At 41.2% G+C, this 26,879-nt stretch carries 22 protein-coding genes; 10 read left to right on the top strand and 12 right to left on the bottom strand.

Going from position 1 to position 26,879, the window contains the following annotated elements:
• Positions 1 to 33: 33 nt before the first annotated feature.
• From KR50_RS07395 to KR50_RS07380, 4 genes are all read right to left on the bottom strand, one after another.
• Positions 34 to 1,578 (bottom strand): alpha-amylase family glycosyl hydrolase, encoded by a 1,545-nt coding sequence (locus tag KR50_RS07395; protein WP_041056851.1) that lies wholly within the window; start codon positions 1,576 to 1,578, stop codon positions 34 to 36.
• Between the two features lie 133 nt (positions 1,579 to 1,711).
• Entirely contained in the window at positions 1,712 to 2,554 is an 843-nt protein-coding gene (locus KR50_RS07390; protein ID WP_041056848.1) for a sugar ABC transporter permease, read from the bottom strand.
• Positions 2,554 to 3,864, bottom strand: coding sequence for a carbohydrate ABC transporter permease (locus KR50_RS07385; protein ID WP_041056846.1), 1,311 nt, complete (start codon positions 3,862 to 3,864; stop codon positions 2,554 to 2,556). Before KR50_RS07385 ends, KR50_RS07390 begins: the two co-directional genes overlap by 1 nt.
• A gap of 107 nt (positions 3,865 to 3,971) precedes the next feature.
• Positions 3,972 to 5,234, bottom strand: coding sequence for a sugar ABC transporter substrate-binding protein (locus KR50_RS07380; protein WP_041056844.1), 1,263 nt, complete (start codon positions 5,232 to 5,234; stop codon positions 3,972 to 3,974).
• Positions 5,235 to 5,559: 325 nt separating this feature from the next.
• Between KR50_RS07380 and KR50_RS07375 the strand changes: the two genes are divergently transcribed.
• From KR50_RS07375 to KR50_RS07360, 4 genes are all read left to right on the top strand, one after another.
• Complete coding sequence (locus KR50_RS07375) at positions 5,560 to 7,317, top strand: glycoside hydrolase family 13 protein (protein WP_041056842.1); 1,758 nt, start codon at positions 5,560 to 5,562, stop codon at positions 7,315 to 7,317.
• Positions 7,318 to 7,381: 64 nt separating this feature from the next.
• The gene (locus KR50_RS07370) at positions 7,382 to 8,737 is read left to right on the top strand and encodes an MATE family efflux transporter (RefSeq protein WP_041056839.1); all 1,356 of its coding nucleotides are present in this window, start codon (positions 7,382 to 7,384) and stop codon (positions 8,735 to 8,737) included.
• Between the two features lie 164 nt (positions 8,738 to 8,901).
• A complete protein-coding gene (locus KR50_RS07365) occupies positions 8,902 to 9,243 on the top strand; it encodes a P-II family nitrogen regulator (RefSeq protein WP_041056837.1) in 342 nt (113 codons plus the stop codon).
• Positions 9,244 to 9,271: 28 nt separating this feature from the next.
• Positions 9,272 to 10,651, top strand: a complete 1,380-nt coding sequence (locus tag KR50_RS07360) for an ammonium transporter (RefSeq protein ID WP_041056834.1) — start codon at positions 9,272 to 9,274, stop codon at positions 10,649 to 10,651.
• Between the two features lie 153 nt (positions 10,652 to 10,804).
• Here KR50_RS07360 and KR50_RS07355 read toward each other — a convergent pair whose 3' ends face one another.
• The 6 genes from KR50_RS07355 to KR50_RS07330 all read right to left on the bottom strand — a co-directional run bounded on the left by KR50_RS07355 (position 10,805) and on the right by KR50_RS07330 (position 17,584).
• Complete coding sequence (locus KR50_RS07355) at positions 10,805 to 11,641, bottom strand: phytoene/squalene synthase family protein (protein ID WP_198134236.1); 837 nt, start codon at positions 11,639 to 11,641, stop codon at positions 10,805 to 10,807.
• Positions 11,634 to 13,112, bottom strand: a complete 1,479-nt coding sequence (locus KR50_RS07350) for a phytoene desaturase family protein (RefSeq protein ID WP_041056830.1) — start codon at positions 13,110 to 13,112, stop codon at positions 11,634 to 11,636. The genes KR50_RS07355 and KR50_RS07350 overlap by 8 nt, the downstream gene beginning before the upstream one ends.
• The gene (locus KR50_RS07345; protein ID WP_041056828.1) at positions 13,109 to 14,635 is read right to left on the bottom strand and encodes a phytoene desaturase family protein; all 1,527 of its coding nucleotides are present in this window, start codon (positions 14,633 to 14,635) and stop codon (positions 13,109 to 13,111) included. Before KR50_RS07345 ends, KR50_RS07350 begins: the two co-directional genes overlap by 4 nt.
• A 298-nt stretch (positions 14,636 to 14,933) precedes the next feature.
• Positions 14,934 to 15,305 carry a YisL family protein gene (locus KR50_RS07340; RefSeq protein ID WP_041056826.1) on the bottom strand — a complete coding sequence of 124 codons (372 nt, stop codon included), beginning with the start codon at positions 15,303 to 15,305 and terminating at the stop codon, positions 14,934 to 14,936.
• A gap of 133 nt (positions 15,306 to 15,438) precedes the next feature.
• Positions 15,439 to 16,347: a fumarylacetoacetate hydrolase family protein gene (locus tag KR50_RS07335; RefSeq protein ID WP_041056823.1), complete on the bottom strand. Its 909-nt coding sequence runs from the start codon at positions 16,345 to 16,347 to the stop codon at positions 15,439 to 15,441.
• A 67-nt stretch (positions 16,348 to 16,414) separates the two neighbouring features.
• Positions 16,415 to 17,584 (bottom strand): DUF418 domain-containing protein, encoded by a 1,170-nt coding sequence (locus tag KR50_RS07330; RefSeq protein WP_084215524.1) that lies wholly within the window; start codon positions 17,582 to 17,584, stop codon positions 16,415 to 16,417.
• Positions 17,585 to 17,672: 88 nt separating this feature from the next.
• Between KR50_RS07330 and KR50_RS07325 the strand changes: the two genes are divergently transcribed.
• From KR50_RS07325 to KR50_RS07300, 6 genes are read left to right on the top strand one after another with little or no spacing between them, the layout of a single operon-like run.
• Positions 17,673 to 17,897 carry a spore germination protein gene (locus tag KR50_RS07325; RefSeq protein WP_041056822.1) on the top strand — a complete coding sequence of 75 codons (225 nt, stop codon included), beginning with the start codon at positions 17,673 to 17,675 and terminating at the stop codon, positions 17,895 to 17,897.
• Entirely contained in the window at positions 17,894 to 18,103 is a 210-nt protein-coding gene (locus KR50_RS07320; RefSeq protein ID WP_041056821.1) for a spore germination protein GerPB, read from the top strand. The genes KR50_RS07325 and KR50_RS07320 overlap by 4 nt, the downstream gene beginning before the upstream one ends.
• A 19-nt stretch (positions 18,104 to 18,122) precedes the next feature.
• Positions 18,123 to 18,647: a spore germination protein GerPC gene (gene gerPC, locus KR50_RS07315; RefSeq protein ID WP_041056820.1), complete on the top strand. Its 525-nt coding sequence runs from the start codon at positions 18,123 to 18,125 to the stop codon at positions 18,645 to 18,647.
• Positions 18,644 to 18,817, top strand: coding sequence for a hypothetical protein (locus KR50_RS07310; protein WP_041056818.1), 174 nt, complete (start codon positions 18,644 to 18,646; stop codon positions 18,815 to 18,817). The genes gerPC and KR50_RS07310 overlap by 4 nt, the downstream gene beginning before the upstream one ends.
• Positions 18,818 to 18,819: 2 nt before the next feature.
• A complete protein-coding gene (locus tag KR50_RS07305; protein WP_041056816.1) occupies positions 18,820 to 19,185 on the top strand; it encodes a spore germination protein GerPE in 366 nt (121 codons plus the stop codon).
• Between the two features lie 6 nt (positions 19,186 to 19,191).
• Positions 19,192 to 19,410, top strand: coding sequence for a spore germination protein (locus tag KR50_RS07300; RefSeq protein WP_041056814.1), 219 nt, complete (start codon positions 19,192 to 19,194; stop codon positions 19,408 to 19,410).
• A 227-nt stretch (positions 19,411 to 19,637) separates the two neighbouring features.
• On the opposite strand, the gene addA is transcribed toward KR50_RS07300, so the two are convergent.
• Together addA and addB are read right to left on the bottom strand one after the other, a co-directional pair.
• Positions 19,638 to 23,357 carry a helicase-exonuclease AddAB subunit AddA gene (gene addA, locus KR50_RS07295; protein WP_041056813.1) on the bottom strand — a complete coding sequence of 1,240 codons (3,720 nt, stop codon included), beginning with the start codon at positions 23,355 to 23,357 and terminating at the stop codon, positions 19,638 to 19,640.
• Positions 23,335 to 26,814, bottom strand: a complete 3,480-nt coding sequence (addB, locus tag KR50_RS07290) for a helicase-exonuclease AddAB subunit AddB (RefSeq protein ID WP_041056812.1) — start codon at positions 26,812 to 26,814, stop codon at positions 23,335 to 23,337. The genes addA and addB overlap by 23 nt, the downstream gene beginning before the upstream one ends.
• Positions 26,815 to 26,879: the final 65 nt, after the last annotated feature.

Genomic DNA, 26,879 nt, shown 5'->3' with positions numbered 1-26,879 from the left:
TACAACATCCGTGCACCAGCTCTTAAAAACCCGTTAAGCTGAACGTTTTTTTCCGCGTTTAGCCATGTAAATAAACATTCCGATAAAAAAGATCCAGACTGCCGCTACTGCTGCTAACAATCCGTAGTCGAAACCTGCTTTTTCAGTCAGCACATAGATTTCAGCCTCTTCTCTATCTAAAACAACAACATACTCGTCATCGCTTTCAAGAACAAGATCACCATTTAACAATCCTCGTAATTCACCGTTTTCTTCAAACTGATCCGAACTAAGTGTTACAGATTGTGTACCACTTGTATTGTTAATAGCGATAACAGACGTTTCATCTTCATACTTTCTTTCATACAGCAGCATTCCATCTTCATTATGAAGGACTTCAAGTGTTCCCCTGGTTAAAGAAGGGAGCTCTTGACGCAGCCGTCCTACGTCGCCAATGTATTCTTTCAGCTCTTCATCCAAATTAAAGTTCATTAATTTACGATTGTCCGGATCTTCACCGCCATCAAGAGCGATTTCAGAACCATAATACATGATTGGAATTCCAGGCACAGTAAACATAAAGACAGTCGCAAGTTCCCATCTTGTAACAGGATGCATATTATTTTCTACTGCCAGACGGGTAAACCTGGACATATCATGATTATCAATAAAGTTACCCATTAAGTAGGGCTCAGGAAAAAACTCCTGATTATAGTCCCAGAAATTGAAAAGACGTGAAGTGTTTGTGTCAACATCCTGAAAAACAGATCTCATTTGCTCAGCCAAAGGAAAATCTACAAAACCGTCAATTCCTGTGTCTGAATATTGGGCGATTTTTCGAATATCTGTATCATACACTTCTCCGATTAAATAAAAATCATCTTTAACTGATTTTACTTCCTCAGAAAATTCTCCCCAAAATTCTGCTGGAACATGCTTAACTGTATCGAGTCGGTATCCATCGATATCGGTTTCTTCAATCCACCATTTTGCTGCTTCAAATAAATATTCTTTTACTTCCGGGTTTTCAGTATTCAAATCCGGCAGACCATAAATCCACCCATTTTGTACTTGCTCCGGATCATTATTGTCTAAAATTGCTGTTTCCTCATGATACCAATCTTCTTTTTTGGGATCCTCTACCCAAGGGTGGGCAGGTCCTGTGTGATTCACAACAAAATCTAAAATAATTTTGATGTCCCGTTCATGAGCAGCATCAACCAGCTGTTTGAATTCTTCAATTGTTCCAAAATGTTCTTCTGTTTCATAGAAATCTTCTATCCAATATCCATGATATCCGTTTTCTTCATTTTGAAATATAGGGGTCAGCCAGATAGCTGTGAATCCCATCTCTTCAATATGATCGAGCTGATCTTCGATTCCTTTAAAGTCTCCGCCATGATAAGCTTTTGGATCCTGAGTATTAACGGATAGGTCGTTTGAAGTATCTCCATTAGAAAAACGGTCCACCATTAAAAAATAAATTGATTCATCTTGCCATCTTCTCTCTTCCTTTTCAACAGCGCCTGCAGCAGGGGTCAAAACGCTATTAAAAAGGAGGATAGTGATGAGAAAAAGAGCTGTATTAACTCCTCTCATCCCTGCCCCTCCTCCTTTTGTTTAAAAAGCAACTGCTCTTTAAACGTATAATAGTTTTTTCTTCAGCCGTCGTGCAGGCACTGAATACATGAGTCTCCGGACAAGCTTAACCGTTTTCCTTAAAGAATGTATGTTATCCTTTCGTTCCTCCTGCTGTAAGGCCAGAGATGAGGAAACGCTGAGAAAGAAGGTAAACGATTGCGATTGGCACAGCGATCAGAATTGAGCCGGCAGCGAATCGGGTGAAGTTATTGTCGAACTGGTTACTGATGAAGTTAAATAAGCCTAATGCGAGTGTGAAATTTTCAGGATTTCTTAATATAATTCGCGGCAGCAGAAAGTCAACGAATGGTGCCATAAAATTAAATAATGCTACTACACCCAAAATCGGTTTTGCGAGCGGAAGCATAATTCTGAAAAACACACCGAGGTGGCCAGCACCGTCTATACGTGCAGCTTCATCAAGTTCTTTAGGTATTGTATCAAAATAACCTTTTACTAGCCAAGCATTAAAAGGAATTTGACCCCCAATATAAATCAAAGTAAGTCCAATTAGTGAATCAAGCAAGTTGACCATGTTCAGCATGACATAAATCGCGACCATAGCCATCATAGCTGGAAACATTTGGAGCAGCAAGAAAGCGTATAAACCATATTTTCTTCCTACGAAACGGTAGCGTGAAAATGCGTATGCAACAAAAGACGTTAATACGACTGAGAAAAACGCATTGGCAACGGCCACAATGACACTGTTTTTATACCAGGTTAAATAGTCGCTCGAAGGGTCTGTAAATAACCACTTGTAATGCACTAAGGACCAATTGTCCGGGATTAATTGAGCTGAATAAAGACTAGTACCAGGGTTTAAGGACATTCCTACTGTCCAAAGCAGCGGATACCCAATAATAACGGCCATAAAAGCCAGGAATAAGTAGATTAACGTGACTTCCAATGTGGATTTTGCTTTTCGGCTCATTATAAATTCCCCTCCTCTTTAAACGAGCGTGTTTTTCTGAATTGGAAAAACGCAAATCCCGTTACGATTAGTCCAAGTATGATCGTTATCGCTGCGGCCATACTGTATTGATTTAATGTAAATGTCAGATCATAAACCCAGGAAATTAATATATCTGTACCGCCGGCATTTTGCCCCCGGACGGCTGGACCGCCTTCATTAAACAGATAGATAATATTGAAGTTATTAAAATTCCCTGCATATTGCATGATTAATAGAGGAGCTGTTGCATACAAAACATGCGGAAGCGTAATGCTTTTAAATTTCTGCATTCGGTTTGCACCGTCCACTTCTGCTGCTTCATACCATTCCTTTGAAATACTTTGCAAGATTCCCGTGAATAAAGCAAAAACGAAAGGAAATCCAAGCCAAGTCTGTATCATAATTAAAGCAATTCTCGTATAAAACGGATCCTGTAACCATGGGATCGATAGATTGAAAACTGCTAGAATATCCGTGTTAATAGCACCAAATCGATCGTTAAACATAGCAGCAAATACTAAAATTGTAACGAAAGCTGGCACTGCCCAAGGCAAAATTAAAATTGTACGAATTAAACGTTTGAATTTAATTCTCGGGTCATTTACAATCAGCGCCAAGAACAAACCAAGCGTGATTTGAAGTGTAGTGGCCACAACCGTCCATACAATGGTCCACGTAAAAACACTTATAAATGTATCTTGCCAGATATTATTTCCTGCTCCGCCAGTTTCAAAAAATAAGCGGGCAAAATTATCGAATCCTACCCAAGAAAGCAAGGCTCTTGGTGGCTGATTATACTGACTGTAATCGGTAAAAGCTAAAGCTACTGTAAACATCAGAGGCAAGATTACGATAAATGCGAGCATGATCAAGCCAGGCGTTACGAAGAAATAAGGAAATCCTTTATCCCAAACATTTCCTGCAGCTTCTCTAAAGGTTGGTGCTCTTTCCCCTTTTTGAATCCGCAAGGCATCTCTTTTTGCATCTTTTACATTAATAATATAAAGCGTTACGAAAAAAGCGATCAGAATAAGTGAAACCAATCCATAGATTAATAGAACAACAGAATGATCAGTACCTTCCATGGTACCGAGTGTAGTAAGACCCCACAGACCAAGATTTAAAAAACGGCCGAGAGTTAAAATAAAAGAAATTTCAAGAATGATAAAAAGAATTCCTTTTACGTATCTGCGGTTGTACAACTGACCTAAACCCGCAAGTAAAATGGATAAAATAACAGCTGTTTTGGGGTTATGTGATTGTTTAGCTGTTGGATTTGCAGTCGACATGTCATCGCCTCCCTAGCGAGGTTCTAGAAGAAAGTTCTTCTTTAAAAATGGAGTGGATAGAAGGAGGGAATCCTTCTATCCACCAGAGTCATGAATTTTTGATTTAACTACTGTGCTGCTGCGATATTATCTTTAATTGTTTGAACTGCTTCATCAAGTACAGCTTGTACGTCTTCACCTTGAGCGATGAACAGGAGCGCATTATTGATTGGATCCCATACTTGCTGCATTTCCGGTGTTGACGGCATTGGAGTACCATATTGAATCTGCTCAGCAAATGGAGCAATCAGCTCATTTGAAGTTACCGCTTCGCTTTCAAGTGCTGCCTGGTTAGCTGGAAGTTCGCCAGCTTCTTCAAAGTATTGAGTTGAATTTTCTTCGTTTGTCAGGAACAAAGCAAGATCTGTAGCTGCTTCTTTATTTTCTGAGTAATCCGATACCATCCATGATTTAACGCCTACAAATGATGTTGCGTTTGTTCCGTCAACCGTTGGAAGGATTGCTGTTCCAAGGCTTTCACCAAGCGCTTCTTCATATGCCGGGATCTGCCAAGGACCTGTGATAGCTACACCGACTTTACCGTCTGCAAACAAGCCATTCATGATATCAGCGTTAACCTCAACCGGGATGTATCCATTTTCGTACCATGATTGAATTAATTCTCCGCCTGCTACCGCGCCTTCGTTGTTAAGACCGATATCTTCTACATTATACGCACCATCTTCATTGTTAAATACATAAGCTCCATTAGCTCCGAAGAACGGGTATGAGAAGTAGAAGTTTGCTGCTTCCATTAAGAAACCATACGTTTCAGTAGATTGATCTGTCTGCTCTTCTGCGATCTTCATAAGATCATCCATAGTAGCCGGTGCTTCATCCACCATATCTTTATTGTAGAAAGTCGCATATGTTTCAACTACTAAAGGAGCACCATAAACCTCTCCTTCATACGTAACAGCATCTATTGCCGTTTCAGAATAATCATCTTTTGCATCACCCAAATCCATCGGTGCAGCTAGATTTTGAAGAAGGATGTTTCCAAGTCTGTCATGCGGCTGGAAGAACAAGTCCGGGCCGTTGCCTGCAGGACCATCCAGATTTAACGCTTCGATTTGATCGAGCATATTCATTGGCGTTGTTTCAATTTCGATCCCTGTTTCTTCAGTGTATTTGTCAAAAAGCTTGTCCAATACGGCTTTCTGCTCTTCACTGTCATTTACCCAGACTTTCAGTGTTTCCGGTGCTTCTTCTGTTGAACCGGAACCGCCCCCATCTGTAGATTCTCCAGATTCTTCACGATCCGGTGCACATGCGCCTAAAACGCCTGCCAAAAGCAATGATGAAGCTAAAACTGATGCATACTTTTTCAAAATTGACCCCTCCTAAAGGTTTTTATCCGTGGTTTGAACAACCGTTTGCACAATTTCTCTTTATACAAATGCTATGTCTTTCTTTGATAACATTTAAACCGCTTACATTCATTTTGTGAAAACGATTGCACAACCTCTCTTTATTATAGTTAACTTTTAGAATAATACAATACCTTTTTTCGATTTTTTCTAATAAATTCGTATTTTAGACTAATAAGTAATCCGGTTCAATAGAACTAACCCGTTGACATAAATAAGCTGTTGCCATAGTCTTATAAACAATTGGAATGGTACGCCATTCATTTTAAAGAAGGAGACGATGTTAATGATAAGAGCAGCCGTTCACCACCGCGCAGATCGTATAGATGCCTATGCGATGAATGAAAAAGAACTGCATATCCAGCTTAAAACACAGAAAAAAGATGTAGATGAAGTGAATCTTTTACTAGGTGACCCATATGACTGGACTGACAGCCTTTGGAATTTCACATCAATCTCTATGAAAATCAGCGGAAGTGATGATCTGTATGATTACTGGATTGCAGTTGTCTCTCCGGAATTAAGAAGACTCCGTTATGGTTTTCAGCTATTTAATAAGAAAGAAAGCGTTTTCTTCGGTGAGAAAGGGTTCAGGGAAATACCACCTGAAGACATCGGAGAATATTTCTGTTTTCCATATATGAATAAAGCAGATATCTTTACTGCGCCTGAATGGGTGAAGGAGACAGTATGGTATCAGATTTTCCCTGAGCGTTTCGCTAACGGGGATCCGGCCTTGAACCCTGAGGGCACTCTTCCATGGGCCAGTGAAGACCCGAAAGTAAACAGTTTCTTTGGGGGCGACCTCCAGGGAATTATCAATCATTTAGATTATTTGGAGGATCTCGGGATTACAGGGATTTACTTTAACCCTCTGTTCACCGCCACTTCAAATCATAAATATGACACCATTGATTATTTTGAAATTGATCCTCAGTTTGGCACAAAAGAAACATTTAAAACGCTCGTGCAAGAATGTAAAAAGCGTGGAATTCGTGTGATGCTCGATGCTGTTTTCAATCATAGCGGATATCACTTCCCCCCTTTTCAAGACGTAATGAAAAAGGGAAAAGAGTCTAGATACTACGACTGGTTTCATTTATGGGATTATCATGTAGAGACCAAACCAAAACCAAATTATGATACGTTCGGATTCGTCTACATGATGCCAAAATTAAACACAGAAAATCCTGAAGTCAAAAATTATTTACTTGAATCCGGGCGTTACTGGGCTAAAGAGTTTGAGATCGATGCGTGGCGTCTGGATGTTGCAAATGAAGTGGACCAGGCGTTTTGGAGAGAATTCCGGTCAGCGGTTAAAACCATTAATCCTGATTTGTACATTCTGGGTGAAATCTGGCATGACTCGATTCCTTGGCTAAAAGGAGATCAGTTTGATGCAGTTATGAACTACCCGTTCACAACTAATGTTCTTCGTCTTTTCGCAAAAAAAGATTTAACTGTTAAAGAATTTGTGGAAGATATGACGAAGGTTCAGCATATGTATCCTAAGAATATTAATCAGGTTACCTTTAATCTTGTAGGAAGCCATGATACACCGAGGATTTTAACAGAATGCGAAGATAACAAAGAAATATTGAAACAAATTTATGCAATTTTATTAACGTATTATGGAACTCCTTCCATCTACTATGGCGATGAAATTGGCTTAACAGGCGGTCAGGATCCAGGCTGCAGGAAGTGTATGGAGTGGGATGAAACTAAACAGGACCAAGAGCTCCTTGAATGGGTAAAAAAATTAATCTCCCTGCGCAAGTCTGAACCTTTACTTGCCAATACAGGAACCTTTTCTTTTCTCCCTTCAGACATGAGTGATCAAAGCTTTGGATATGTTCGTGCGAATGAAAGCGAATCTGTCGTTGTTTTGTTAAACACCAGCGATAAAAAGGATAAAGTTAAGGTGCCGCTTGAATTTACTGATCCTGAAGCAATCGACTTGTTGACTGGAAAGTCAGTTAAATGGAAAAAAGGGAAAATAAGCTTAGATCCTTTAGAAGCCAAAATCATTAAAATAAGACATTAGCAAAAGACGGGACTGCCCATTACTTCACTGGACAGTCCCTTTACTTTTCATTCTGGAGGGAAAAATGAAAAAACCAGTTAGATTAACTCTCTTTGCTTTAACATGGCCCATCTTCATTGAAATTTCTCTGCATATGCTCATGGGAAATGCAGATACATTGATGCTCAGTCAATATTCTGATAACAGTGTGGCAGCTGTTGGTGTAGCAAACCAGATATTATTCCTTCTTATCGTCATGTTCGGCTTTATCGCTTCTGGCACCTCTATTTTAATTGCCCAATATATTGGGGGGAGCCGCGAGAGAAGTGCTGCGGAGATATCAGTCGTGTCATTGGCAGCTAATTTCGCCTTTGGCGCTTTTTTAAGCCTCCTGATTATTCTTTTTGATGAGTGGATCTTGAAGCTAATGGATATCCCTCTCGAACTCCTGAGTGAATCGTCCTTTTATTTGACATTTGTTGGCGGGTTTTTATTTGTACAGGCGCTGATCATGACAACAGGTTCAATTTTACGAAGCTACGGGCACACAAAAGATGCGATGTATGTGACATTGATCATGAATATTATCAATGTGATTGGCAACTATTTTTTAATTTTTGGTCCTTTCGGATTTCCCGTTCTAGGAGTTGAAGGTGTGGCATACTCCACTGTTGGCAGCCGGATCATTGGATTTATTATTATATTTATTATATTGCTGCAGCGTCTCCCGAACCAATTACCTTTTAAAGAGTTGTTTTCCCTGCCCTATTCACACATTAAGAATCTGTTGAAAATCGGGATTCCTTCAGCAGGTGAGCAGCTTTCCTACAATGCATCCCAGCTTGTCATAACTGCTTTTATTGCTATGATTGGAACAGAAGCGATTACTACCAAGGTGTATACGCAGAATATCATGATGTTTATCTTTTTATTTGCAGTCGCTATCAGCCAAGGGTCACAGATTTTAATTGGCAGGATGGTAGGAGCAGGCGAATATGAACAGGCATACAAGCGCTGTATCAAAAGTTTAAAGATTTCGATCTTGCTCTCGATTGTCATGGCTGTTTTATTTTCGTTCTTTTCTAAGCAGCTTTTTGGTCTTTTTACAAACAACCCCGATATCATATCAGTCGGATCCATTCTTATACTGCTTACGATTTTGCTTGAACCGGGTAGAAGTTTTAATCTCGTGGTGATAAATGCTCTTCGGGCAGCAGGAGATGTCCGTTTTCCTGCATATGTAGGAATCGTCTTTATGTGGGGGATCGCCGCCCTCTTCTCTTACTTCCTTGGGATCGTCATGGGATTTGGCCTGATCGGAATCTGGATTGCATTTATTTGCGATGAATGGATCAGAGGTTTGATCATGCTCAAAAGATGGCGTTCGAGGATCTGGGTTCGAAAACAATTTGTCTCTTCTAAAAACGGAGTAGATGCATAAGTCTGTAGGGGTTTGCCGATTGGCAAGCCCCTTTTCATGTGAGGTTTTATCACATGAAATAAATTTAATTGCAAAAAAAGGTTGCATTTTATCAATTTTCTGAATATTATTAGTTACATAACTCATGTCATAAAACCTAACATGAAATAGGAGGAGTGAAACCGATGAAGAAAATTGAAGCAATTGTCCGACCGGAAGTGTTCCAGGAGCTTCGCCAATCGCTGGTTCATATAGGAATCAGCGGATTAACCGTCTTTGAAGCAGCAGGTTGCGGAAATCAAAAAGGAAAAAAAGGAGCATTCCGGGGTACTACCTATGAGCTTCCTCTCGTTTCCAGAATCAAAGTGGAAATGGTTTCAGAAGAGCACAAAGTAGATGAAATCGTAGAAGCCATTATTGAAGCTTGCGGGACAGGGCAAGTCGGTGACGGGAAGATCTTTATCTCTCAAGTAGAAGAAGTCATTCGAATCCGAAATGGTGAACGGGGAAAAGAAGCCGTTTTATAAGCATGCTAAAACTAATGGAGGTGCAACAATGAAGAAAAAAGTTGGATCTATTATTCTTGCTGGAAGTTTTTTATCCACGACCACATTCGCTGCCCCAGTTACTCCTGAAAGTGTTCAATTATCCGTTGATACAATGTGGATTATGATTGCTGCAATTTTAGTATTTTTTATGCACGCAGGATTTGCAATGGTAGAGTCAGGTTTTACCCGGGCTAAAAACAGTTTGAATATCTTGATGAAAAATATTCTAACAATCTCTCTCGGTTCTATTCTGTACTTTTTAGTGGGATACGGGATCATGTTCGGAAACTCAAATGGATTTTTTGGCACATCAGGCTTTGCGCTGCAGGGCGTGGATGATATAGGATTTTTTGTTTTCCAGGCAGTTTTCGCTGCTACCTGTGCAACGATTATTTCAGGTGCCGTAGCAGAAAGAATGAAGCTTAGCAGTTACTTGCTGCTGACTATTTTGATGACAGGTGCCATCTATCCTGTTGTAGGCCACTGGATTTGGGGCGGCGGCTGGATTTCAGAACTTGGATTTGTTGATTTTGCGGGATCGACTGTTGTTCACTTAACTGGAGCCGTTGGAGCATTTATCGCTGTACTATTTTTAGGCGCCCGTATTGGTAAGTACAATGGCAAAAGTGTTAATGCGATTCCGGGTCACAATATCCCGCTCGGTGCACTCGGTGTATTTATCTTATGGTTCGGCTGGTTCGGTTTTAATGGAGGAAGCTCACTTGCTGCTGATCCATCACTTATTCCTATTGTGATCTCCACTACCTTGCTTTCAGCTTCAGGCGGTGTTGTAGCATCAGCTCTCTATTCCAGAATTCGTTTTAAAAAGATTGACCCGTCTATCACTTTGAACGGAGCGCTTGGCGGTCTGGTCGGGATTACAGCAGGGACAGCAAATGTATCACTATTCGGCGCGATTATTATCGGACTGATTGCAGGTGTAATACTTGTAGAAGGAATACGTTTTATCGATGTTGTTTTACGAGTAGATGATCCTGTTGGCGCAATCGCTGTTCACGGTGTTTGCGGAATATGGGGAACACTTGCAGTAGGCTTGTTTGATACAGCGAATGGAGCAGTTTATGGCGGGGGCTTTGAATTACTGGGCGTGCAGGCAATTGGTGTTGGAGCTGTTATCTTATGGACATCTGCAGCAGTCGGAGCCAGTGTGTTTGTTCTTAAGTCCGCCGGAGGAATTCGTGTTGAAAGAGAAGAAGAACTTGCAGGCTTGGATTATGCTGAGCATGGTTCAAATGCTTATGAATTTAAAGAATCACTGACTTCTTCAAGTTCAAAACAAACAGACAATGTAAACGGAGATCTGGTCGAACGATTAAATCAACTCGGTTCATCTATGAAAAAACCAAAAGCAAGAAAGTCTATTTAAATTTAAATTTTGCATGATTATGGAAATGAATACCTCACTACTTTTTAATCCAAAAAAGCCGTCATTCATTCCGTATGGAGTGAATGACGGCTTTTCATTCTTTATCTTACATTACCTGTTTACAATCAAAGACAATAGTAATTGTGTCTTGAATTAATCTATATGAGCAGCGAGTATTTTTTCTTTACTTTGCACAGAAACAACATTCTTCACAGTAAAGACGTTATAGTCATTTCCCCTGACCTCATCTAAAATCGCTCTGTATAAAACCGCTGCTCCTTTCACAGGAGGACGGCTGTAGACTGGATACTCATGAATTGTTGCGAGTGCACGGTCATAATACATTTCTGCAAGCTGAGCCATTTCTTCCCAAAGCGCTTTAAATTGACTGCTGTTTTCCTTCCGTTCAAGCATGGCGTATGTATATTCATGCTTGTCCATCAGCTCCTGTGGAAGATACACTCTGCCCCGATCAAAATCTTCACCTATATCTCTCAGGATATTGGTTATCTGCATCGCATAGCCCAATTGAACTGCCCCATCCACAAGCTTATTGTGAGTTTGAGGTGCTAGAACAGGAAGCAGCATTAACCCGACCGTACTGGCAACGTGATAGGAATAATGCAGGACATCTTCAAGTGACTGATACCGTTTTTCTTCAATATCCATCTTCTGCCCTTCTATCATGGCCAGAAATGCATCCGTATTCATACTGTAGTTCGCATACACATCCTGCAGGGCAAACCACTTGGGGTCTGAAGTATTTACATTACCCGCCAAAAACTGATGAAACTCTTCTTCAAAATTTTGAAGCTCTTCTCTGGGATGTTCATTTTCATCCACAAGATCATCGACTGTTCGGCAAAAAGCATAAATAGCCCAGACAGCATTTCGCTGATTTTTTGGCAATAGAGAAAAAGCCCGATGGAACGTTTTGGAGTGAAGCTTGATAATCGATTCGCATGTTTTATAGGCGGTTGATCTATTCATTATGGATCACATCCCTTGTAAGATACTTCCTTTCAATTCCATCAGCGAGCAACTTTGCTCCCTGCATCACAATTGGGATTCCGCCTCCCGGATGGATCGAGGCACCAACTGCAAATAAATTGTCTATTTCTCCGTATGGTTGAAATTGCGGACGGAAAGGACCGGATTGAAATAATGATGGCGATATCCCAAAACTCCCTCCCCCATAAAGGCCTTCCTGCATTGCTTCTTTTGGTGTTCTAATAATCTTCCACTGCATTTTTTCCCTAAGGTCCTCAAAGCCATTTTGGACCATGGAATAGATCACTCGATCTGCAAAAGCGGTTTTTTCTTTTTCCCAGTCTATCTCTTCGCCTGAAGGAACGGGAATCAAAATATACAGGACACTTTTCCCTTCCGGAGCCAAGGTTTCATCCACAATGGATGGATGGAAAACGTAATAGGATGGATCACTCGGTATCGTACGGGATTTAAAAATTTCCTGCATATTTTTACTGAAGTCTTTTCCCATATAAAACTGATGTATTTTCTTATCCTCGTAAACTCCATTAAGTCCCATATAAATCAGCATACAACCGGACGACGGTTGATACGTCCTGCCCGCTTTTTTCCCAGGCGTGCTGATTAGTTTCTCAGTCAGTGGAAAATCACCGTTCATGACAACTGCATCTACCTTTTTCTCCTCATTGTTTACTACGATCGATGTGATGACATTCGAAGTCTGATTCAATTTTTGAACCGGTGTATTCGTTTTGATTTCAACACCGCTGCGCTTTAATGCACGCTCGAAGACGTCAATAAGGCTTGCGTAGCCGCCTTTAACATAATAAATTCCATGCTTATGTTCACTAAAGGAGACCAAACTGTAAATGGCTGGGGTTGTATAAGGGTTCCCTCCGATATAGAGAGTTTGCAGCGCATAGGCAATTTTCATCTGTTCGTTATCAAAATAAGAGTCCAGCTGTTTTTTTACGGACCGGAAAGCATTTAACTTTCGCAATGCATTGACAGTAGAGGGATTTACTGACCCCCACCGTTTTAAAAATGACTGTTCCAAAAAACGGGGTTTTCCCAGATGAAATCGTTTATCCATATCGTTCATAAATCGTTTGAAATTCTCACTTTCGCCTGGAAATATGCGGTCAATTTCTTCTATTTGTTCTTCTATGCTAGCATATTTTGTATAAATCTGCCCGTCTGAAAAGTGAATATCGTACAGTGGATCACATCGGATCAGCTCATATTCATTGGGATCAATACCCGCTTCGTGCATCAGCTCTTTCAGCATTTCCGGCAATAAGACAATCGTAGGACCTTTATCCACCTTGTACCCTTCATGATTTATAAAAGCAAGCCTGCCCCCAAGCAGCTCCTCTTTTTCATAAAGTGTTACTTGAAACCCTTTTCTAGCCAGCATTAGAGCAGACATCATGCCCCCGATTCCTCCGCCAGCTACCGCGATCTTTTTCATAAGGCTTCCTTACTTGCCGGCTTAGAGCGGTTCAGCTTTTTTTTAGCTGGTTTTTGCATCAGCATGGATGTTGTAATTCTTGCAGACTCCAAGATCGTCGGCAGTCCGCTGCCAGGGTGCGTACCGCCTCCGACAAGCCATGTGTTTCCAAGCTCTTCAAATTGATTGTGAGGGCGCAGGGTCATCATTTGCGTCAGGTGATGTCCTAAACTGAAGGTAGCTCCTTCGTACACATTAAAATCCATCTCCCACTCAACAGGGCTAATCATACGTTCTGCTTCAATATGTTCCCTTATCCCTTTGAAACCGGTTTTTTCCTCAACCGAATCAAGTACTAAATCCCTGAAAACCTCTTTGTTTTTTTCCCAGTCAATCATGCTCAGATTATTCGGTACCGGAGCTAGAATGTACAGGGCTGATTTCCCTTCTGGAGCAAGCGTAGGATCAGTCACGGAAGCATTTTGTATATAAATAGAAGGATCTTTAGATAGTAGTTTCGTTTTTGTGATTTCCTCGACATTTTTTTTATAATCTGATGAGAATGAAATTGTATGGTGAGGCAGATCATATTTTTTGTTAACGCCAAGATAGATCATAAACGTAGAACAGGAATATTTTTTCTTTGCCAGTTTTTCAGGTGCGTACTTTTTGAGGATTCCGTCCTCTACCAAGTTCGACATGACATGAGAAAAATCTCCGTTGATCACGACTTCATCTGCTTCGATCTTCCGGCCGTCATCAAGCAGCAATCCCTTTACATCTTTTTGTTCATTTATCAGCAGCTTTTTCACACCGGCTCCCAAGTGAATGGTCCCTCCCAGTTCTTCTGTCGCTTGTGCCAGCGCTTTTGAGAGTTTATTCACTCCTCCAATCGGGTGAAATATGCCATATTCATGTTCCATAAAAGAAAGAATTGAAAATGCTCCGGGACATTCCCATGGGGACATCCCTAAATATTTGGCCTGAAAAGTGAAACCAAGTTTCAATTCCTCATGATGAAAGTAGTTGCTTAAAACTTCGTATAAACTTTTTCCGAGAGAAAGCTGAGGCAGTGCTTTTAGGATTTTAAAACTTAAATACTCGTAATAACGGTCCATCTTATTCTGCAATATGGGACGAAGAGCATTCATTTTCACCCTTGTTTCTTTCATAAACCGTTCGTATCCTTCACTGTCTCCTGGATAATGGCGTTCAATTTCCATTTTCATTTTTTCAGGGTCGCGATACATTTTTACATGTTTAGACGGAAAAACTAATTCATACATCATAGGCAGCTCTATTAACTCTACATAATCATGAAGATTTTTACCGGCCTCTTCAAAAAGCTCTTCTGCAATTTCAGGCATGCTCATAAAGGTAGGCCCGACGTCAAACGTGTACCCTGCCATTTGAAAAGAGCTGTTTCTTCCTCCGACAAATGTTTGTTTTTCGTACACATCTACTTTATATCCTTTGCTTGCAAGCAGCATGGCAGCTCCCAAGCCACCTGGACCCGCTCCAATGACAGCTATTTTCTTAGGCATCCATATTCGCCTCCGTTTTTTACATCCAAAAATCTAGTAAACTGTACAATTATTATACAAACATTATACACTACTTCTTGATAATTTAATTATACACATGTGTCGGTATGAAAACAATTTACAATGCGGTCTCTGGAACCGATGATGATATGAAATGATTTATTGGAGTGAATGGGGCAGATGAAACAGAAATCCGAGTTTTAAAATGTCCCCCGTCACCTTTAAACAAAATTGTAACCCTAAAATCAACTGACCATTTCTGCCAACAAAAAAAAGCCGCCAAAAAGCGGCTTTTCTACTATCCAAAGAAGTTATACCCTATAGGAAGACGGAAGCCCAGATAAATAGTTCCCAATAAAGCCAGAACCAATAAAATCCATAGTACTTGTGTCGGCTTGCCCTTTTTTGTTCGAACCAGCACCATCTCCATAAATCCAACGACTAAAATGCCAAGTAAGAATTTAACACCATACAAAGCTGCGTCCATCGAAGAATGGAAGATAAAAAGAGCCGCTCCTGTACCAATGATGAATACGTAAAACAAACGTAAAATCATATGAGTGATTTTACTGCCCTTTGCATTTCCTTGTTTATGTAGTGCGTACGCGGCAAAAAATAATATAATTCCGATAACCCATGATGCAATATGTAATCCTGTCGTTTCAAACATACTATTCCTCCTTGCAATTTTCACTTCTTTTCTAATGGTACCATATTCCCCTTTTGATTTATGTAGAAACCTTGTCAGCTTAATGACAGTTTCTGTGCAGAGAAAAGGGCTGCGATAATGGCAGCCCTTTAAGTTATTCCCCTATTTCATTTGTCAGCGTCCCGATCCCCTGAATGGAAACCTTTACCTGATCTCCCTGCTTCAAATACTTTGGAGGAGTAAAGCCTTTTCCAACTCCAGCAGGCGTCCCTGTAGCAATGACATCTCCCGGTTCAAGCGTCATCCCCTTGGATAAAGTCGATATAATTTCCTCTATAGGAAAGATCATATCTCTTGTATTGCCATCCTGACGAATTTCATCATTTACTTTTGTGACAATGCTCAGTTGATCAGGTGAAGGGATTTCATCCTTCGACACAAGGTACGGACCCATCGGACACGTTTGGTCAAGACTTTTTCCAAGATAAAACTGCCTATGACGGGATTGAAGATCACGTGCTGTCACATCATTGATGATCGTATACCCAAACACATAATCGTAAGCCATCTGTTTTGGAATATTCTTTCCCTTTTTACCGATGACTACGGCTAATTCACCCTCGTAGTCGAGCTCACCTGTCAGTTCTTCATAGGAAGGAATTATTGAATTGTCTCCTGTAATTGAAGTAGAAGCTTTTGTGAAGACAACTAAATCCGATGGGATTTCTTTCTCTGAACCTACTTCAAGTACGTGATCGCGATAGTTTTTCCCAATACAGATCACATTTTTAGGTGTACGCGGGACCGGTGCTTCCCATATAAGATCTGTAAAATTCACTTTAAATCTTGAAACCTGTCCGCTTTCTTCGGCCGCCCGAATGCATTTACGGACTGTTTCCTGAAGTTCCATCCCGCTTTGAATCCCTTCTACCAGGGTTGCCGGAACATTCTCGTTTGGCATCAGTTCTTTATGAATCCGAACGATATTCCATGCTGCTTCCTCTCTTTTTACTTTTACTCCATAGAGCAGCTTGTCTTCAAAACGAAAAGATAAAAATTTCATTAGATGAACACTCCTTAAAGTCTGAATTGTTCTTCTATTATACTATCTTTTTAGCATACATGTCTGTTTATTTTACATTTTTCCCGTATGTTAGACGCCGCCAGACAAATTCCACAGGACCCTGACTGAATTTAGAAAGCCATAGATCAGATAAGATGACCTGTATTGCGAAGAGTCCAATGGCTATATAAAAACCTGTTAACAAAGAAATTTCACCGTACAGTCCAAGACCGTAAGAATAAAAGATAAGCGTTCCTGCAATGGATTGCATCAAATAGTTGGTTAACGACATTCTCCCGGTTTGAGCTAAGGGACGCAGCCATTTTGCGGCTTTTTTTCTTGTCATGAGAAGTGCAAGCAATGCCATGTAGGACACAGCTAATAACGGTCCCCCGACAAAATCTTGAATAAATGAATAAGCTAAATTTTTCTCCATCCAATATGGAGATGTTTTTAGCACAAGAGCAGCAGGAAGCGTAAGCAGGATAATCAAAATCAAACTTTTCTTTTTATCTGCCGCTTTTTCTATCAGCTTCATTTTAGATACTCCGGCACCGATCATCATTAACGGCAGCAGCGCAATCGCAAGTGACAGGAAAGAAGCAGGATTATTTGCATAAAGCCAGTCACTTAAGCGTTGAGAGAAAATATCACTGATCGTTCCGTTTCCATACGCCTCAATAGAAGACTGTATTTCCTGAACGGCATTAAAGTATGTGACAGATGTTGGATCCGCAATAGAAGCAACGATAAAGATCGCTGATATGAGAACCTGCGGAAGCAAAAAAAGCAGCAATCCGATCACTAACAGCAGTTTTCCCTCTAATTGCAGAAGCAATAACAGCAAAAAGCCGACAACTGCATAACTAATCAATATGTCTCCTGACCATATGATAAAAGCATGGATCGTACCAATGAATAAAAGAACACCTAATCTTTTTAATGCAAATGGATAAAAAGTTGTTCCCTTCTCGATGGAACGGCCATATTGAAGTGCCAGTCCAAAGCCGAATAAAATTGTAAAGAGCGGATAAAAGCTCGCTTGAACAAATACATCAATCCACCAGTAAACCGGCCGGTCAACGGTATTCCCCCACCATGAGTAGGGATTATAATAATAAATCGGTGAATGAAACGCTATCATATTTACTATAAATATACCAAGGAGAGAAAATCCCCTCATCACATCGAGTGACTGGATTCTGTTTTGTTGATCAATAGGCTGGATTTCTTTCACATTCCTCTCCTCCATTTTCTGCACGTTCTAATGTATCCAACATATAATGTACCATCATTTACATTAATTCGCGAAAGGATGTTTTTGTATGCCAGGCATTGTAGGCTCAATACAAATTGTCTCCATCGGATCGAGTGCTGTCATGCATATTGGAGATTGTTACAGTATTCAGCCAAGATCAAACACAAAAACATTTGCAGGGGCAGGCTCGTTTAATACAGGAGACGGATTATTCGTACAAAACCAGCAGTCTGCCACGAATACATGGGACAGTGATCAATTTGACCAGAACATTACGGGGCTTCCAATATGAATACACCCCAGTGGATCATTCATCAGCAAATCACCGTGAATCAAATTAAAATTGGAAGCATGTCCAATTCGTCTATTCTGCAGATTGGTACAGTTGGAAGTATTCAATCGCGTGCTGAGCTTGCCAATTCCGGCCAATTCACAAAACCGGCTCCCCCTGCTATTACACAAGGAAAAACGACGACCGTACCCTTAGTGAATCCATAAGAAAGGTGGAGGCGCCCAGATGCAGCAAATCTATTATCAATTGGCAGCTTTACAGCAGCAGCTGGCCCAATGCATGGAGAGATTAGTTAAGATCGAACAAAAATTGGAAGAACGAGCCCCCTCCCCTTCTAGTGTACACATTGAAAAAATTGAGTATAAATTTGATCAGTTAAAAGTAGAGACACTCGAAGGAACTCTTTCGATCGGCTTATCTCCTTCAGATCTCTATAAGCAAGATGTAGAAATACCCGGCTTTCGATCCAGCGAGTCAATTGAAGACCAAATCAGGAAATTCATCGATGAACAGATTCCAACTATTTTTTCCGACTGCAATACCATTAAGGATCCAGTGGGGAACCCTATTACACCAAATCAAGTAACGGATCAGCTTATCCAACAGCTGCCTCAGCGTATAGAGCATTTGCAGCAAGGCGCTTCTTTAACACAAGAGCAGCTATTAGCATTAGTTCAGCGGGATGTGACGCATGCACTTCATGCGTTAAAGTCCCAGCAGACGCACCCTCAAGGAGATGATGGTCAATGATCGTTTATCAGCAGGAAAATATTATTACCCATATACAAATATTAAGTGTTTCATCCTCATCACTTGTTCATGTAGGCGATGTTAGTTCCATTCAGCTTGATTCAGCGTTTGACACCCCGCCTGAGTCATTGATTATTGGTCCATTTGTTCCGTTGCAACCTCAGGGATAACCATGTCCTCTCAAATAAAAAATCTTTTTATTACTACCGTTTCATCAAACTCGATCTTGCAAATTGGGGATTCCTGCATAATCGACAGCAAGGCGCAGGTCATTGCTGTTCAAAGACAAGAAGAGCAATTTTATGGAAATGAGGCGCCTTTTTCCATGTATAATCTATTTAATCGCGCCGCGGCCGCCCCGCTTTCGTTCCCTAATCATTGCTTGAAGCAGTCAAGTGTTAATACTGTTGACTTGTTTACGTTACGCGGTATCGCAAACTCCTCTGTTTTGCATGTAGGAGATTCACAGCATATTCGGATGGTATCCCGGGTTAAACACATTAGACAGCTAAACGAGTCAGCTACAACGAAGGAGTGATTTAGCTTGCCTTGCCTTACAGGTCCTATTCAAATTCTAAATATTGGGGGTGGCACCGTACAATTTGGGGACACCGCCTTTATCTCCCCTAAAAGCGCATCAAAAACCACTTCGGGATCGGGTTCTATCAGTACTGGCCCTTTTCATATTTACAATAACGGATTAAGTCTGAATCAAACATATAATACAACAGGTGTTGATCAGCCGATTGTTGGAAATACGTAAAAAACATCTGTTTCCCCGGATAAAAGCCCCCTTTTATCCGGGGTTTACTCTTTTGTTCTTTCTCAATATTTAGGATAAAGTCTTTCTTCTTCCCCTTTTGTAGAGAAGGTGCTGCAAAGCGATAGAATAGAAAAAAGAGCTGTAAGAAGTCAGTATTTCACCGACTCTTTACAGCTCTTTTTATGAAAGGTGTCTTCATTTTTCTTTAGCTATGACTGGATTCATTGCTATTGATTCATGGGTAAAATCGATCCTCCATCAAAGAAGTATAAGATGGTTTCGTCTATTTGCTGATCCAATGTACGCTCAAGAGCTAATTTGTATAAGGTAAGCTGAGTACTGTATCTTCTTTTCATCACCTTTTCTGCTTGTTCGAAACCATTCTCAAAGCGATCGGTGATGCGATCCGTTTTATAATCAAGTAAGACCAATCCATCATCATCTTTGAACAGGCAGTCCACTACCCCTTGAATCAATACGTTGTCAAGCTGATCCGTTTGAGGAGACGGAAGTCCCAATTCAGCTGCACTTGCAACGAATGTAAAGGGCATTTCCCGCCGAATAGTCTTGGCGTTCAACAGGCGGAGGCCAATAGAAGATTCAAAAAAAGCAGTGATTTGCTTAATGTCCACAGCTCTTTTCTGATCGGCTGTTAACAGCTCCCTGCGAACTAATTCATCCAAGAGCTCCTCTACGGATGTTTGTGAAGGTTTTTTATCTAACGGTACATGCTGCATGACCATATGCATAATCGTCCCTTTTTCAGCAGGCGTTATTTTTGTTTCCTGCATAAATTTCGGACGATTAAATAATTTTTTAGATGGCGATCCAGTGAAATCAAACGCACTCCGTTCATCCTGCACTTCATTCATGCGTTTGATTTCAGATACAGATTGCTTTGAGCGGCGTTTAGTTGCTTGTTCAAAGGGATATTCCCACTTTAGTCTCGTGAAGATTTCTTCAGCAACTTCACTTTTCACCGGAACAGGAAGATGCTCTTTAACGTAATTCAAGTAAACTGCATCGTCTGTCATCGGCTGTTCAATCTTATTAATACTGGATGCTTCTACTAGATCTATTGACCAGTTTGACGGATCTTTGAGAATGCACTCAGGTTTCTTTAACTGGATTTTCTCTGAATCGGGATGCCGGATTAGTGCGGGGCCAATCCAGTCAATATAGGACTTGGCTGCTTTTCTTGTAAATTCAGGCAGCAGCCAGTTTTTATGATTTCCTGAAACCTGCCACTTTTTTAATTGTTTTGATACATCTGACAAGGTTGCCGTCATATAAATTTTTTCTTTGGCCCTTGTCATTGCAACATATAAAACTCTCATTTCTTCTGCAATGTTTTCAAGGCGCTTTTTTTCTTTAAAAGCAAGCTGCGGAAGCGTTTCATAGCTGATTCTTTTCTCAGGCTGCACATAAGGCAGGGCGAGACCAAATTCTTTATCTAAAAAGAATTTGCCGCGCAGATCCATCTCATTAAAAGGACGAGCCATGCCTGAAAGAAAAACGATGGGAAACTCTAGTCCTTTACTGGAGTGAATCGTCATTAATCGGACCACATCTTCCTGTTCACTCAACGCGCGAGCAGCCCCTAAATCATCTCCACGTTCTCTCATTCTTTCAACAAAACGCAAGAAACGAAATAGTCCGCGAAAAGAAGTAGATTCATATTGTCTTGCCCGGTCATATAAGGCCCGCAAATTGGCCTGACGCTGTTTCCCACCCGGAGTGCCTCCTACAAAATCGTAAAACTGGGTATCTCTGTACAGCTGCCAGACGAGTTCTGACATGGCTCCGCTTCTGGCCATGGTTCTCCACTTTGAAAGTTGATGCATAAAGCGTTCAAGCTTTTCACTCAGCTCTTCATCTTCCATCTTCCCTCCAGTTCGTGTGAAGGCCTGTACAGCATCACAATAAGACCCCGAGGAAGCAGCCGTTCTGATATTTCCAAGCTGTTCTTCCGAGCATTTGACAATGGGAGATCTTAAAACAGATGCCAGTGGTATATCCTGGTGAGGATTATCAATGATTTTCAGCAATGATACCATGATCGCCACTTCAGTCGCTTCAAAATAACCTGTGGAAACATTTGCGTACAGCGGAATGCCTGCATGGCGAAATTCTTCCATAATATCAGGTGTCCATGTCATCGATCGTGACAAAATAACGATGTCACGAAACTGCACAGGCCGATAGCGACTTGTTTTAGCATCATACACTTGCTGTCCTTCGTTAATCATTCTTCGAATCTCTTGTATCATATATCTGGCCTCAAGCCTCGACTTATCCAGCTCTTTTTCATCCATTGCATCTTCAGGCAAATCCGTCTCATTATCCGCATTGGCCTGATCAATTAATGTAAGCTGAACGGGCAGCGAGTGATCTTCGGGGTAAGAGGCTCCTATTACAAGTTCTGCTTCCTTGTTATAATCAATCTCTCCAACTTGCTGACCCATAATTTGCCTGAATAGAAAATTCACAGCATCCAGTACTTGCGGACGGCTTCTGAAATTTTGAGATAAATCAATTTTCAAGCCTGTCTCTCCTTCGGAAAAAGCTGAATACTTACGAAGAAACAGATTTGGCTCCGCTAACCGAAAACGGTAAATGGACTGCTTAACGTCCCCCACCATAAAAAGATTGCCGTTTTTTTCACTTCCACTTTTCACTAGCTGAAGAATGGTTTCCTGAACCATATTAGTATCCTGGTATTCATCAACCAATACTTCTTTAAACTTGCGCTGATAGTGACGTGCTGCCTCAGATGGCTGAACCGTTTGACTGGCTGCTGAATCCTGGTCTGATAAAATTGCTAGACAATAATGCTCAAGATCCGCGAAATCTACTAATCCTCTTTCTTCTTTCGCTTGCAAAAAACGCTGATTAAATTCTTTTACAAGTTCGACTAATTCCCTCAGCCCCCCAGTCATCCTTCTCATATCCTCAAGATAGCTATGCGGGCTTCTGATAAAAAAGGAGTCACGGACTGAATCAATCATTTTCTTTGCCATGTCGCGCCATTTTTTTGTTTGCTCTATTTGTTCTTCATCAAATTCTTCTCCTTTACAGGTCTTCAATCTGCTAAAAGAGATCTGTTTGATCTGCTCGTCTATTTCAGTCCATGTTGCAGCATTATTCAAGTTTTCCAACTGCATCAAATCATCCTGAAAATTTTCAAAGCGTGGATGAGGACCACCTGGCTGTCTGCTTGCTTCAAGAGATAGTTTACTTAATTGAATAGCACCTTCTATTTCTAAATGAATATGAAAAAGAAGATAGTCAACTAATGGATGTTCATTAATATCGTAGTCGTCCGGCACATCATGCAGCTCGACGATGTGCTCAAGCCACTCGTCCGGATCCGCATGAGACCTGGAAAAGGTATAAAGCTTTCGAATTAATTGATGAAGCGCGTCATCGCTTCGATCGCTCGTAACCGCTTCAGCTAGGCCAATAAAATCATCTGCACTTTCCAAGTATCTTTGCTCGAGCAACTCCTCAAGCACTTCGTCTTTCAGCAGTTCAGCTTCTGTCTGATCTGCAATCCTGAAGCCTGGGTCTATATCAACTAAATAATAATACGTTCGAATCACTTCTAAACAAAAAGAATGAAGGGTCGAAATTGATGCTTTGTTGATCAGGCTCATTTGCTGCCTTAAATGGCTGGAATCTGGAAAATCCTTTAACGCCCTCTCCAATACCTGACTTACACGGTGCTTCATTTCTGCTGCAGAGGCATTGGTGAACGTCACAACGAGCAGTTCATCAATATTGATTGGATTATCGTCGGTCAGCACCTTTTGGATCATCCGCTCAACAAGAACTGCCGTTTTACCTGATCCAGCCGCAGCAGCTACTAAAATATCCTGATCTTTAGCCCAAATCGCCTGCCATTGATCATCTGTCCATTTTGCCTCAGTCGGTTTTTCCGGTATCAAGGTTCCACTCCTCCTCTCGCATGGTCATTAATAAATCTTCAGGCTTTTTCGGCTGCAGCTGCCTGTACTGATTATCATCTAATGCCTGGTCAAATTGGCAGACAGAGCGGTACGAACAAAATTGGCAGGGTGTCCTTTTTTTGAATTCATATGGATCGATTTTTACATCTCCATCCATAATCCGGTCGCCTGATGCTTGAAACAGGCTTCGCGTATGCTTTCTCATTGCACCAAATTGTTCTCTGCTCGCGGTTTTTGAATCCGATCGCAGCGAGCCGTCTTTTTTGAACCCTGCTGAAACGATTGAAGATTGTCCCTGTTCAAGCGTTTGATCCATTAATCTGACAGCTTCCTCGTCTCCCAAAACAAGTCCTTTCATTTTATATTGTTTAAGCAGTTCATCTTCAATCTCATCCATTGTGAGACGCTTTTTGCTTTTAATAAGCGGATTATGAAGGTGAAAATACAAGATTCCCGCTGGATCAGCCTCCGCTTTTACCAGCTGCTTTGAATTAGATAAAGCAATATCTAAATAGGTCAGCATCTGAAGAGAAAGGCCATAATAGATCTCAGTAAAATCTAAATCCCTTGCACTCGACTTATAATCAATTACACGCAAATATACTTTTTCGTCTATACTCGCTGTATCAAGTCTGTCTATTCGCCCCTGGAGTTCCATCGTCGTTCCGTTGCTCAAAGTAAATTGCAGCGGCGGCAGCTCCTGTCTGGGCCCAAACCCTATCTCCACGCCAATTGGCACAAACCCGCTTGATCGCGCATGCTCACTTATAATATAAGACGCCTGTCCAATAATCCCCTCTAACTTCCTGGCAATGTATTGGTAACGGCTTGAACTTAGCAGAACTTCATGCTGAAGCTTAGGCGCAAGATGCCGGACTGATTCCTCTGCCAATTGAAGGCACAATTCCTTCGTGACCTTTTTCCAATCGATTTTGCGAAGGATCAGTTGTTCGGAAATCCACTTGAGGGCAGCATGAAAAAGCTCCCCAATATTTGGTGCTTCCAAACGGTAAACACTCCGTTCTTTAAGCTTCAATCCGTGACTGGCAAAATGAGAAAAAGCACAGCTGTTGAATTTCTCCATTCTTGAAACACTTGCTAATATAGAAGAACCATATAGCTCTTTAGTTGTTGAAGGTTTCAGTGTCTCTGTGCTGTTTTTGTAGAATAAGCTCGATAAAATTCTTCTGCTCGTATCTTTCCAAACCTCATCCTGAACATAAAAATTATATACATCCCACCATTCATCAGCGACTGGGTAATTACGTTTAAGCTGCTGCAGCTGTGTTGTCATATACGAGGCAGTCGCTGCAGGGTGGCAAATGTATTCAAGCTGTTTTTCTGCCGGAAGGTCCACTGGATCATTAACCGCCATTTTCATGACTGAGTCTGGAAGAATTTCCTTCACTCTATTTATATACGGAGAAGCAAGCAGTGCCTTTCCTTCCTCATCTGCAATTGGATAAGAAATATACAGCCACCGCGACGAAGCTGTAAAGGCCCTGTAAGCGATGAAATCTTCATCCAGCAATCTGGTCCGTGCACTAGGTGCGACCTTCATACCTGATCGTTCCAGCCAGTTCCGATCATCCTCCGCTAAGATCCCGTCATCTTGCATACGGGAAGGCATCACACCATCATTTACTCCCATAACAAAAGTAATCTCAATATCCGGCAGCCTCGAGTTTTCCAAATCTGCTACAATTACGTGATCGATAGAAGGAGGAACCAATGAGAAATTCATAGACTCAAGTCCTGCGTCAAGAATGCCGACAAAATCTGCAGTATCCATTTCCTCATCACCAAGCATTTCAACCATCTGATCGAGTAAATCAATAATCGCATTCCAAGCCTGATCATGCTCTCTAGCTCTTACTAAATCGCCTCTTTCTTCTGCCATTAAAGAAAGCTGTTCCAACTTTTCAGGGATCAGCAGCTCCTCTAAAAACTGGTAAACGGACTGACACTTGTTTCTTGCTGTTTTGCTTCTGCCCAGTTTTTTCTGAAATCGCTCCATCGGCTCGACGATTAACTTTCTGGATTCATTAATCTCAAGTTCAATAAGTTCCTCGTCTTTTGTTTGAGCAAGATCAACAAAGTCGAGCCCTCTAAATCGGCGATAATGAAAACGGTCCTGCTTAAACCATCGATCCCCGTGAATCCCGTGAGCAAGAACATAGTTTTCCAGACGGTCCATTCCTTGCCGAACCTTAAATCCTCTTGATAAATCAGGAAAAAACAGTTCCGTTTTCACTGCTCGAAAAACAGATTCATACCGCCAGTTTTTAACCACCATTTCAAGTGTTGATCGAATAAATTCTACTAAAGGATGATTTAGCATTGTGCGTTTTTCATCGATGAAAAATGGAATATCATAATCGTGAAAAATAGGTTCAATTAACTCGTAATAAGCATTCCCATTACGAATTAGCACGGCAATCTCTTTATACCGCAAACCTTCTTCCCGTACTTTCTGCCTTATTTCCCGGGCAATGCTTTCCACCTCAGCACGGCGGTTGGCTGCCTCTATAATCACTACATCTTTACCGTCTTTAGCAGCGGCGCCTCTTTCTTCAAATTTTGCTTCGAGGGAAGTTAAACTTGAAGAACGAAACCGGCTTTTTCTCTTTTCATGCTCCACATTCACAGAGACCTTCTTCGTTTGAGCAAGTTCTTTTAATTGAAGAAAGGTTTCATTTGTTTGACGGAATAAAGCAGTATTTGTTTGAGGTTCGTCCATTGTAAGAGAAATCGTTATATTTTTTCCATTTTCAATCAGCTCACCCAGAACTAAAAATTCCTGAGGTGTAAAACTGTGAAAACCATCTATGTAAATCTCCGCCTGGCTAATCCACGAGGATCGTGCTATGTTCTCAGCCAGCAATCGAAAATAATCTTCTGCATCAATGTACTTTCCTATCAGTTGATCATCAAAATTCCGGTAAATCTTCTCAAGGTCCTCAAGCTTATCCACTAATGATTTAGGTGCATTTTCAGCACTCAAATCTGCCGCCTGCTGAAGTAAATCCTCCGGCTGAATACAGTACCTTCTGAATTCCGTTATCATCGATTCAACATGCTGAATAAAGCCGTGCTTCGAAGCAGCGCGGCCAAACAGATTTAATTCATCTTTTTGTTCATTAATAATTTTCCGAATGAGCATATTAATGCCGGTTTGATTCACATGCTGTCTGGCAGCCCCTCCAGTCTCCTGAAGAACACGCCAGGCCAGCCTCGTGAAACTGAACACCTGAGCTCGGATCATTCCGGCAGCTTCAGAGGCGAGCCGGTATTCCGATTGAAATGTCATTTGTTCCGGAACCAGTAAAACCAAAGGATCGCCATCAGGCTCCTGCTTTAATTTTTGCTGAATCTCCTGCATCATTGCAGACGTTTTACCAGAGCCAGAGCGGCCCACCTTGATCGTAACAGTCACAAATGCCACTCCCTCTGTTTTTTTCTAATTATAACACTTAAGAAACATATGTTCTATTTTAATCT

The sequence above is a fragment of the Jeotgalibacillus campisalis genome (assembly GCF_000829515.1).
Classification (GTDB): domain Bacteria; phylum Bacillota; class Bacilli; order Bacillales; family Jeotgalibacillaceae; genus Jeotgalibacillus; species Jeotgalibacillus campisalis.
Note: the sequence above shows the minus strand (reverse complement) of the source record. Positions and strands in the feature narration are given on the sequence as shown.

Excerpts from the sequence above, each read along its gene's own strand:
- KR50_RS07370 (WP_041056839.1), top strand. The coding sequence starts at position 7,382 with ATGAAAAAACCAGTTAGATTAACTCTCTTTGCTTTAACATGGCCCATC.
- KR50_RS07390 (WP_041056848.1), bottom strand. The coding sequence starts at position 2,554 with ATGAGCCGAAAAGCAAAATCCACATTGGAAGTCACGTTAATCTACTTA.
- KR50_RS07395 (WP_041056851.1), bottom strand. The coding sequence starts at position 1,578 with ATGAGAGGAGTTAATACAGCTCTTTTTCTCATCACTATCCTCCTTTTT.
- KR50_RS07360 (WP_041056834.1), top strand. The coding sequence starts at position 9,272 with ATGAAGAAAAAAGTTGGATCTATTATTCTTGCTGGAAGTTTTTTATCC.
- KR50_RS07385 (WP_041056846.1), bottom strand. The coding sequence starts at position 3,864 with ATGTCGACTGCAAATCCAACAGCTAAACAATCACATAACCCCAAAACA.
- KR50_RS07325 (WP_041056822.1), top strand. The coding sequence starts at position 17,673 with ATGCCAGGCATTGTAGGCTCAATACAAATTGTCTCCATCGGATCGAGT.
- KR50_RS07365 (WP_041056837.1), top strand. The coding sequence starts at position 8,902 with ATGAAGAAAATTGAAGCAATTGTCCGACCGGAAGTGTTCCAGGAGCTT.
- KR50_RS07310 (WP_041056818.1), top strand. The coding sequence starts at position 18,644 with ATGATCGTTTATCAGCAGGAAAATATTATTACCCATATACAAATATTA.
- KR50_RS07355 (WP_198134236.1), bottom strand. The coding sequence starts at position 11,641 with ATGAATAGATCAACCGCCTATAAAACATGCGAATCGATTATCAAGCTT.
- KR50_RS07305 (WP_041056816.1), top strand. The coding sequence starts at position 18,820 with ATGTCCTCTCAAATAAAAAATCTTTTTATTACTACCGTTTCATCAAAC.
- KR50_RS07335 (WP_041056823.1), bottom strand. The coding sequence starts at position 16,347 with ATGAAATTTTTATCTTTTCGTTTTGAAGACAAGCTGCTCTATGGAGTA.
- gerPC (WP_041056820.1), top strand. The coding sequence starts at position 18,123 with ATGCAGCAAATCTATTATCAATTGGCAGCTTTACAGCAGCAGCTGGCC.
- KR50_RS07340 (WP_041056826.1), bottom strand. The coding sequence starts at position 15,305 with ATGTTTGAAACGACAGGATTACATATTGCATCATGGGTTATCGGAATT.
- KR50_RS07350 (WP_041056830.1), bottom strand. The coding sequence starts at position 13,112 with ATGAAAAAGATCGCGGTAGCTGGCGGAGGAATCGGGGGCATGATGTCT.
- KR50_RS07320 (WP_041056821.1), top strand. The coding sequence starts at position 17,894 with ATGAATACACCCCAGTGGATCATTCATCAGCAAATCACCGTGAATCAA.
- KR50_RS07375 (WP_041056842.1), top strand. The coding sequence starts at position 5,560 with ATGATAAGAGCAGCCGTTCACCACCGCGCAGATCGTATAGATGCCTAT.
- KR50_RS07345 (WP_041056828.1), bottom strand. The coding sequence starts at position 14,635 with ATGCCTAAGAAAATAGCTGTCATTGGAGCGGGTCCAGGTGGCTTGGGA.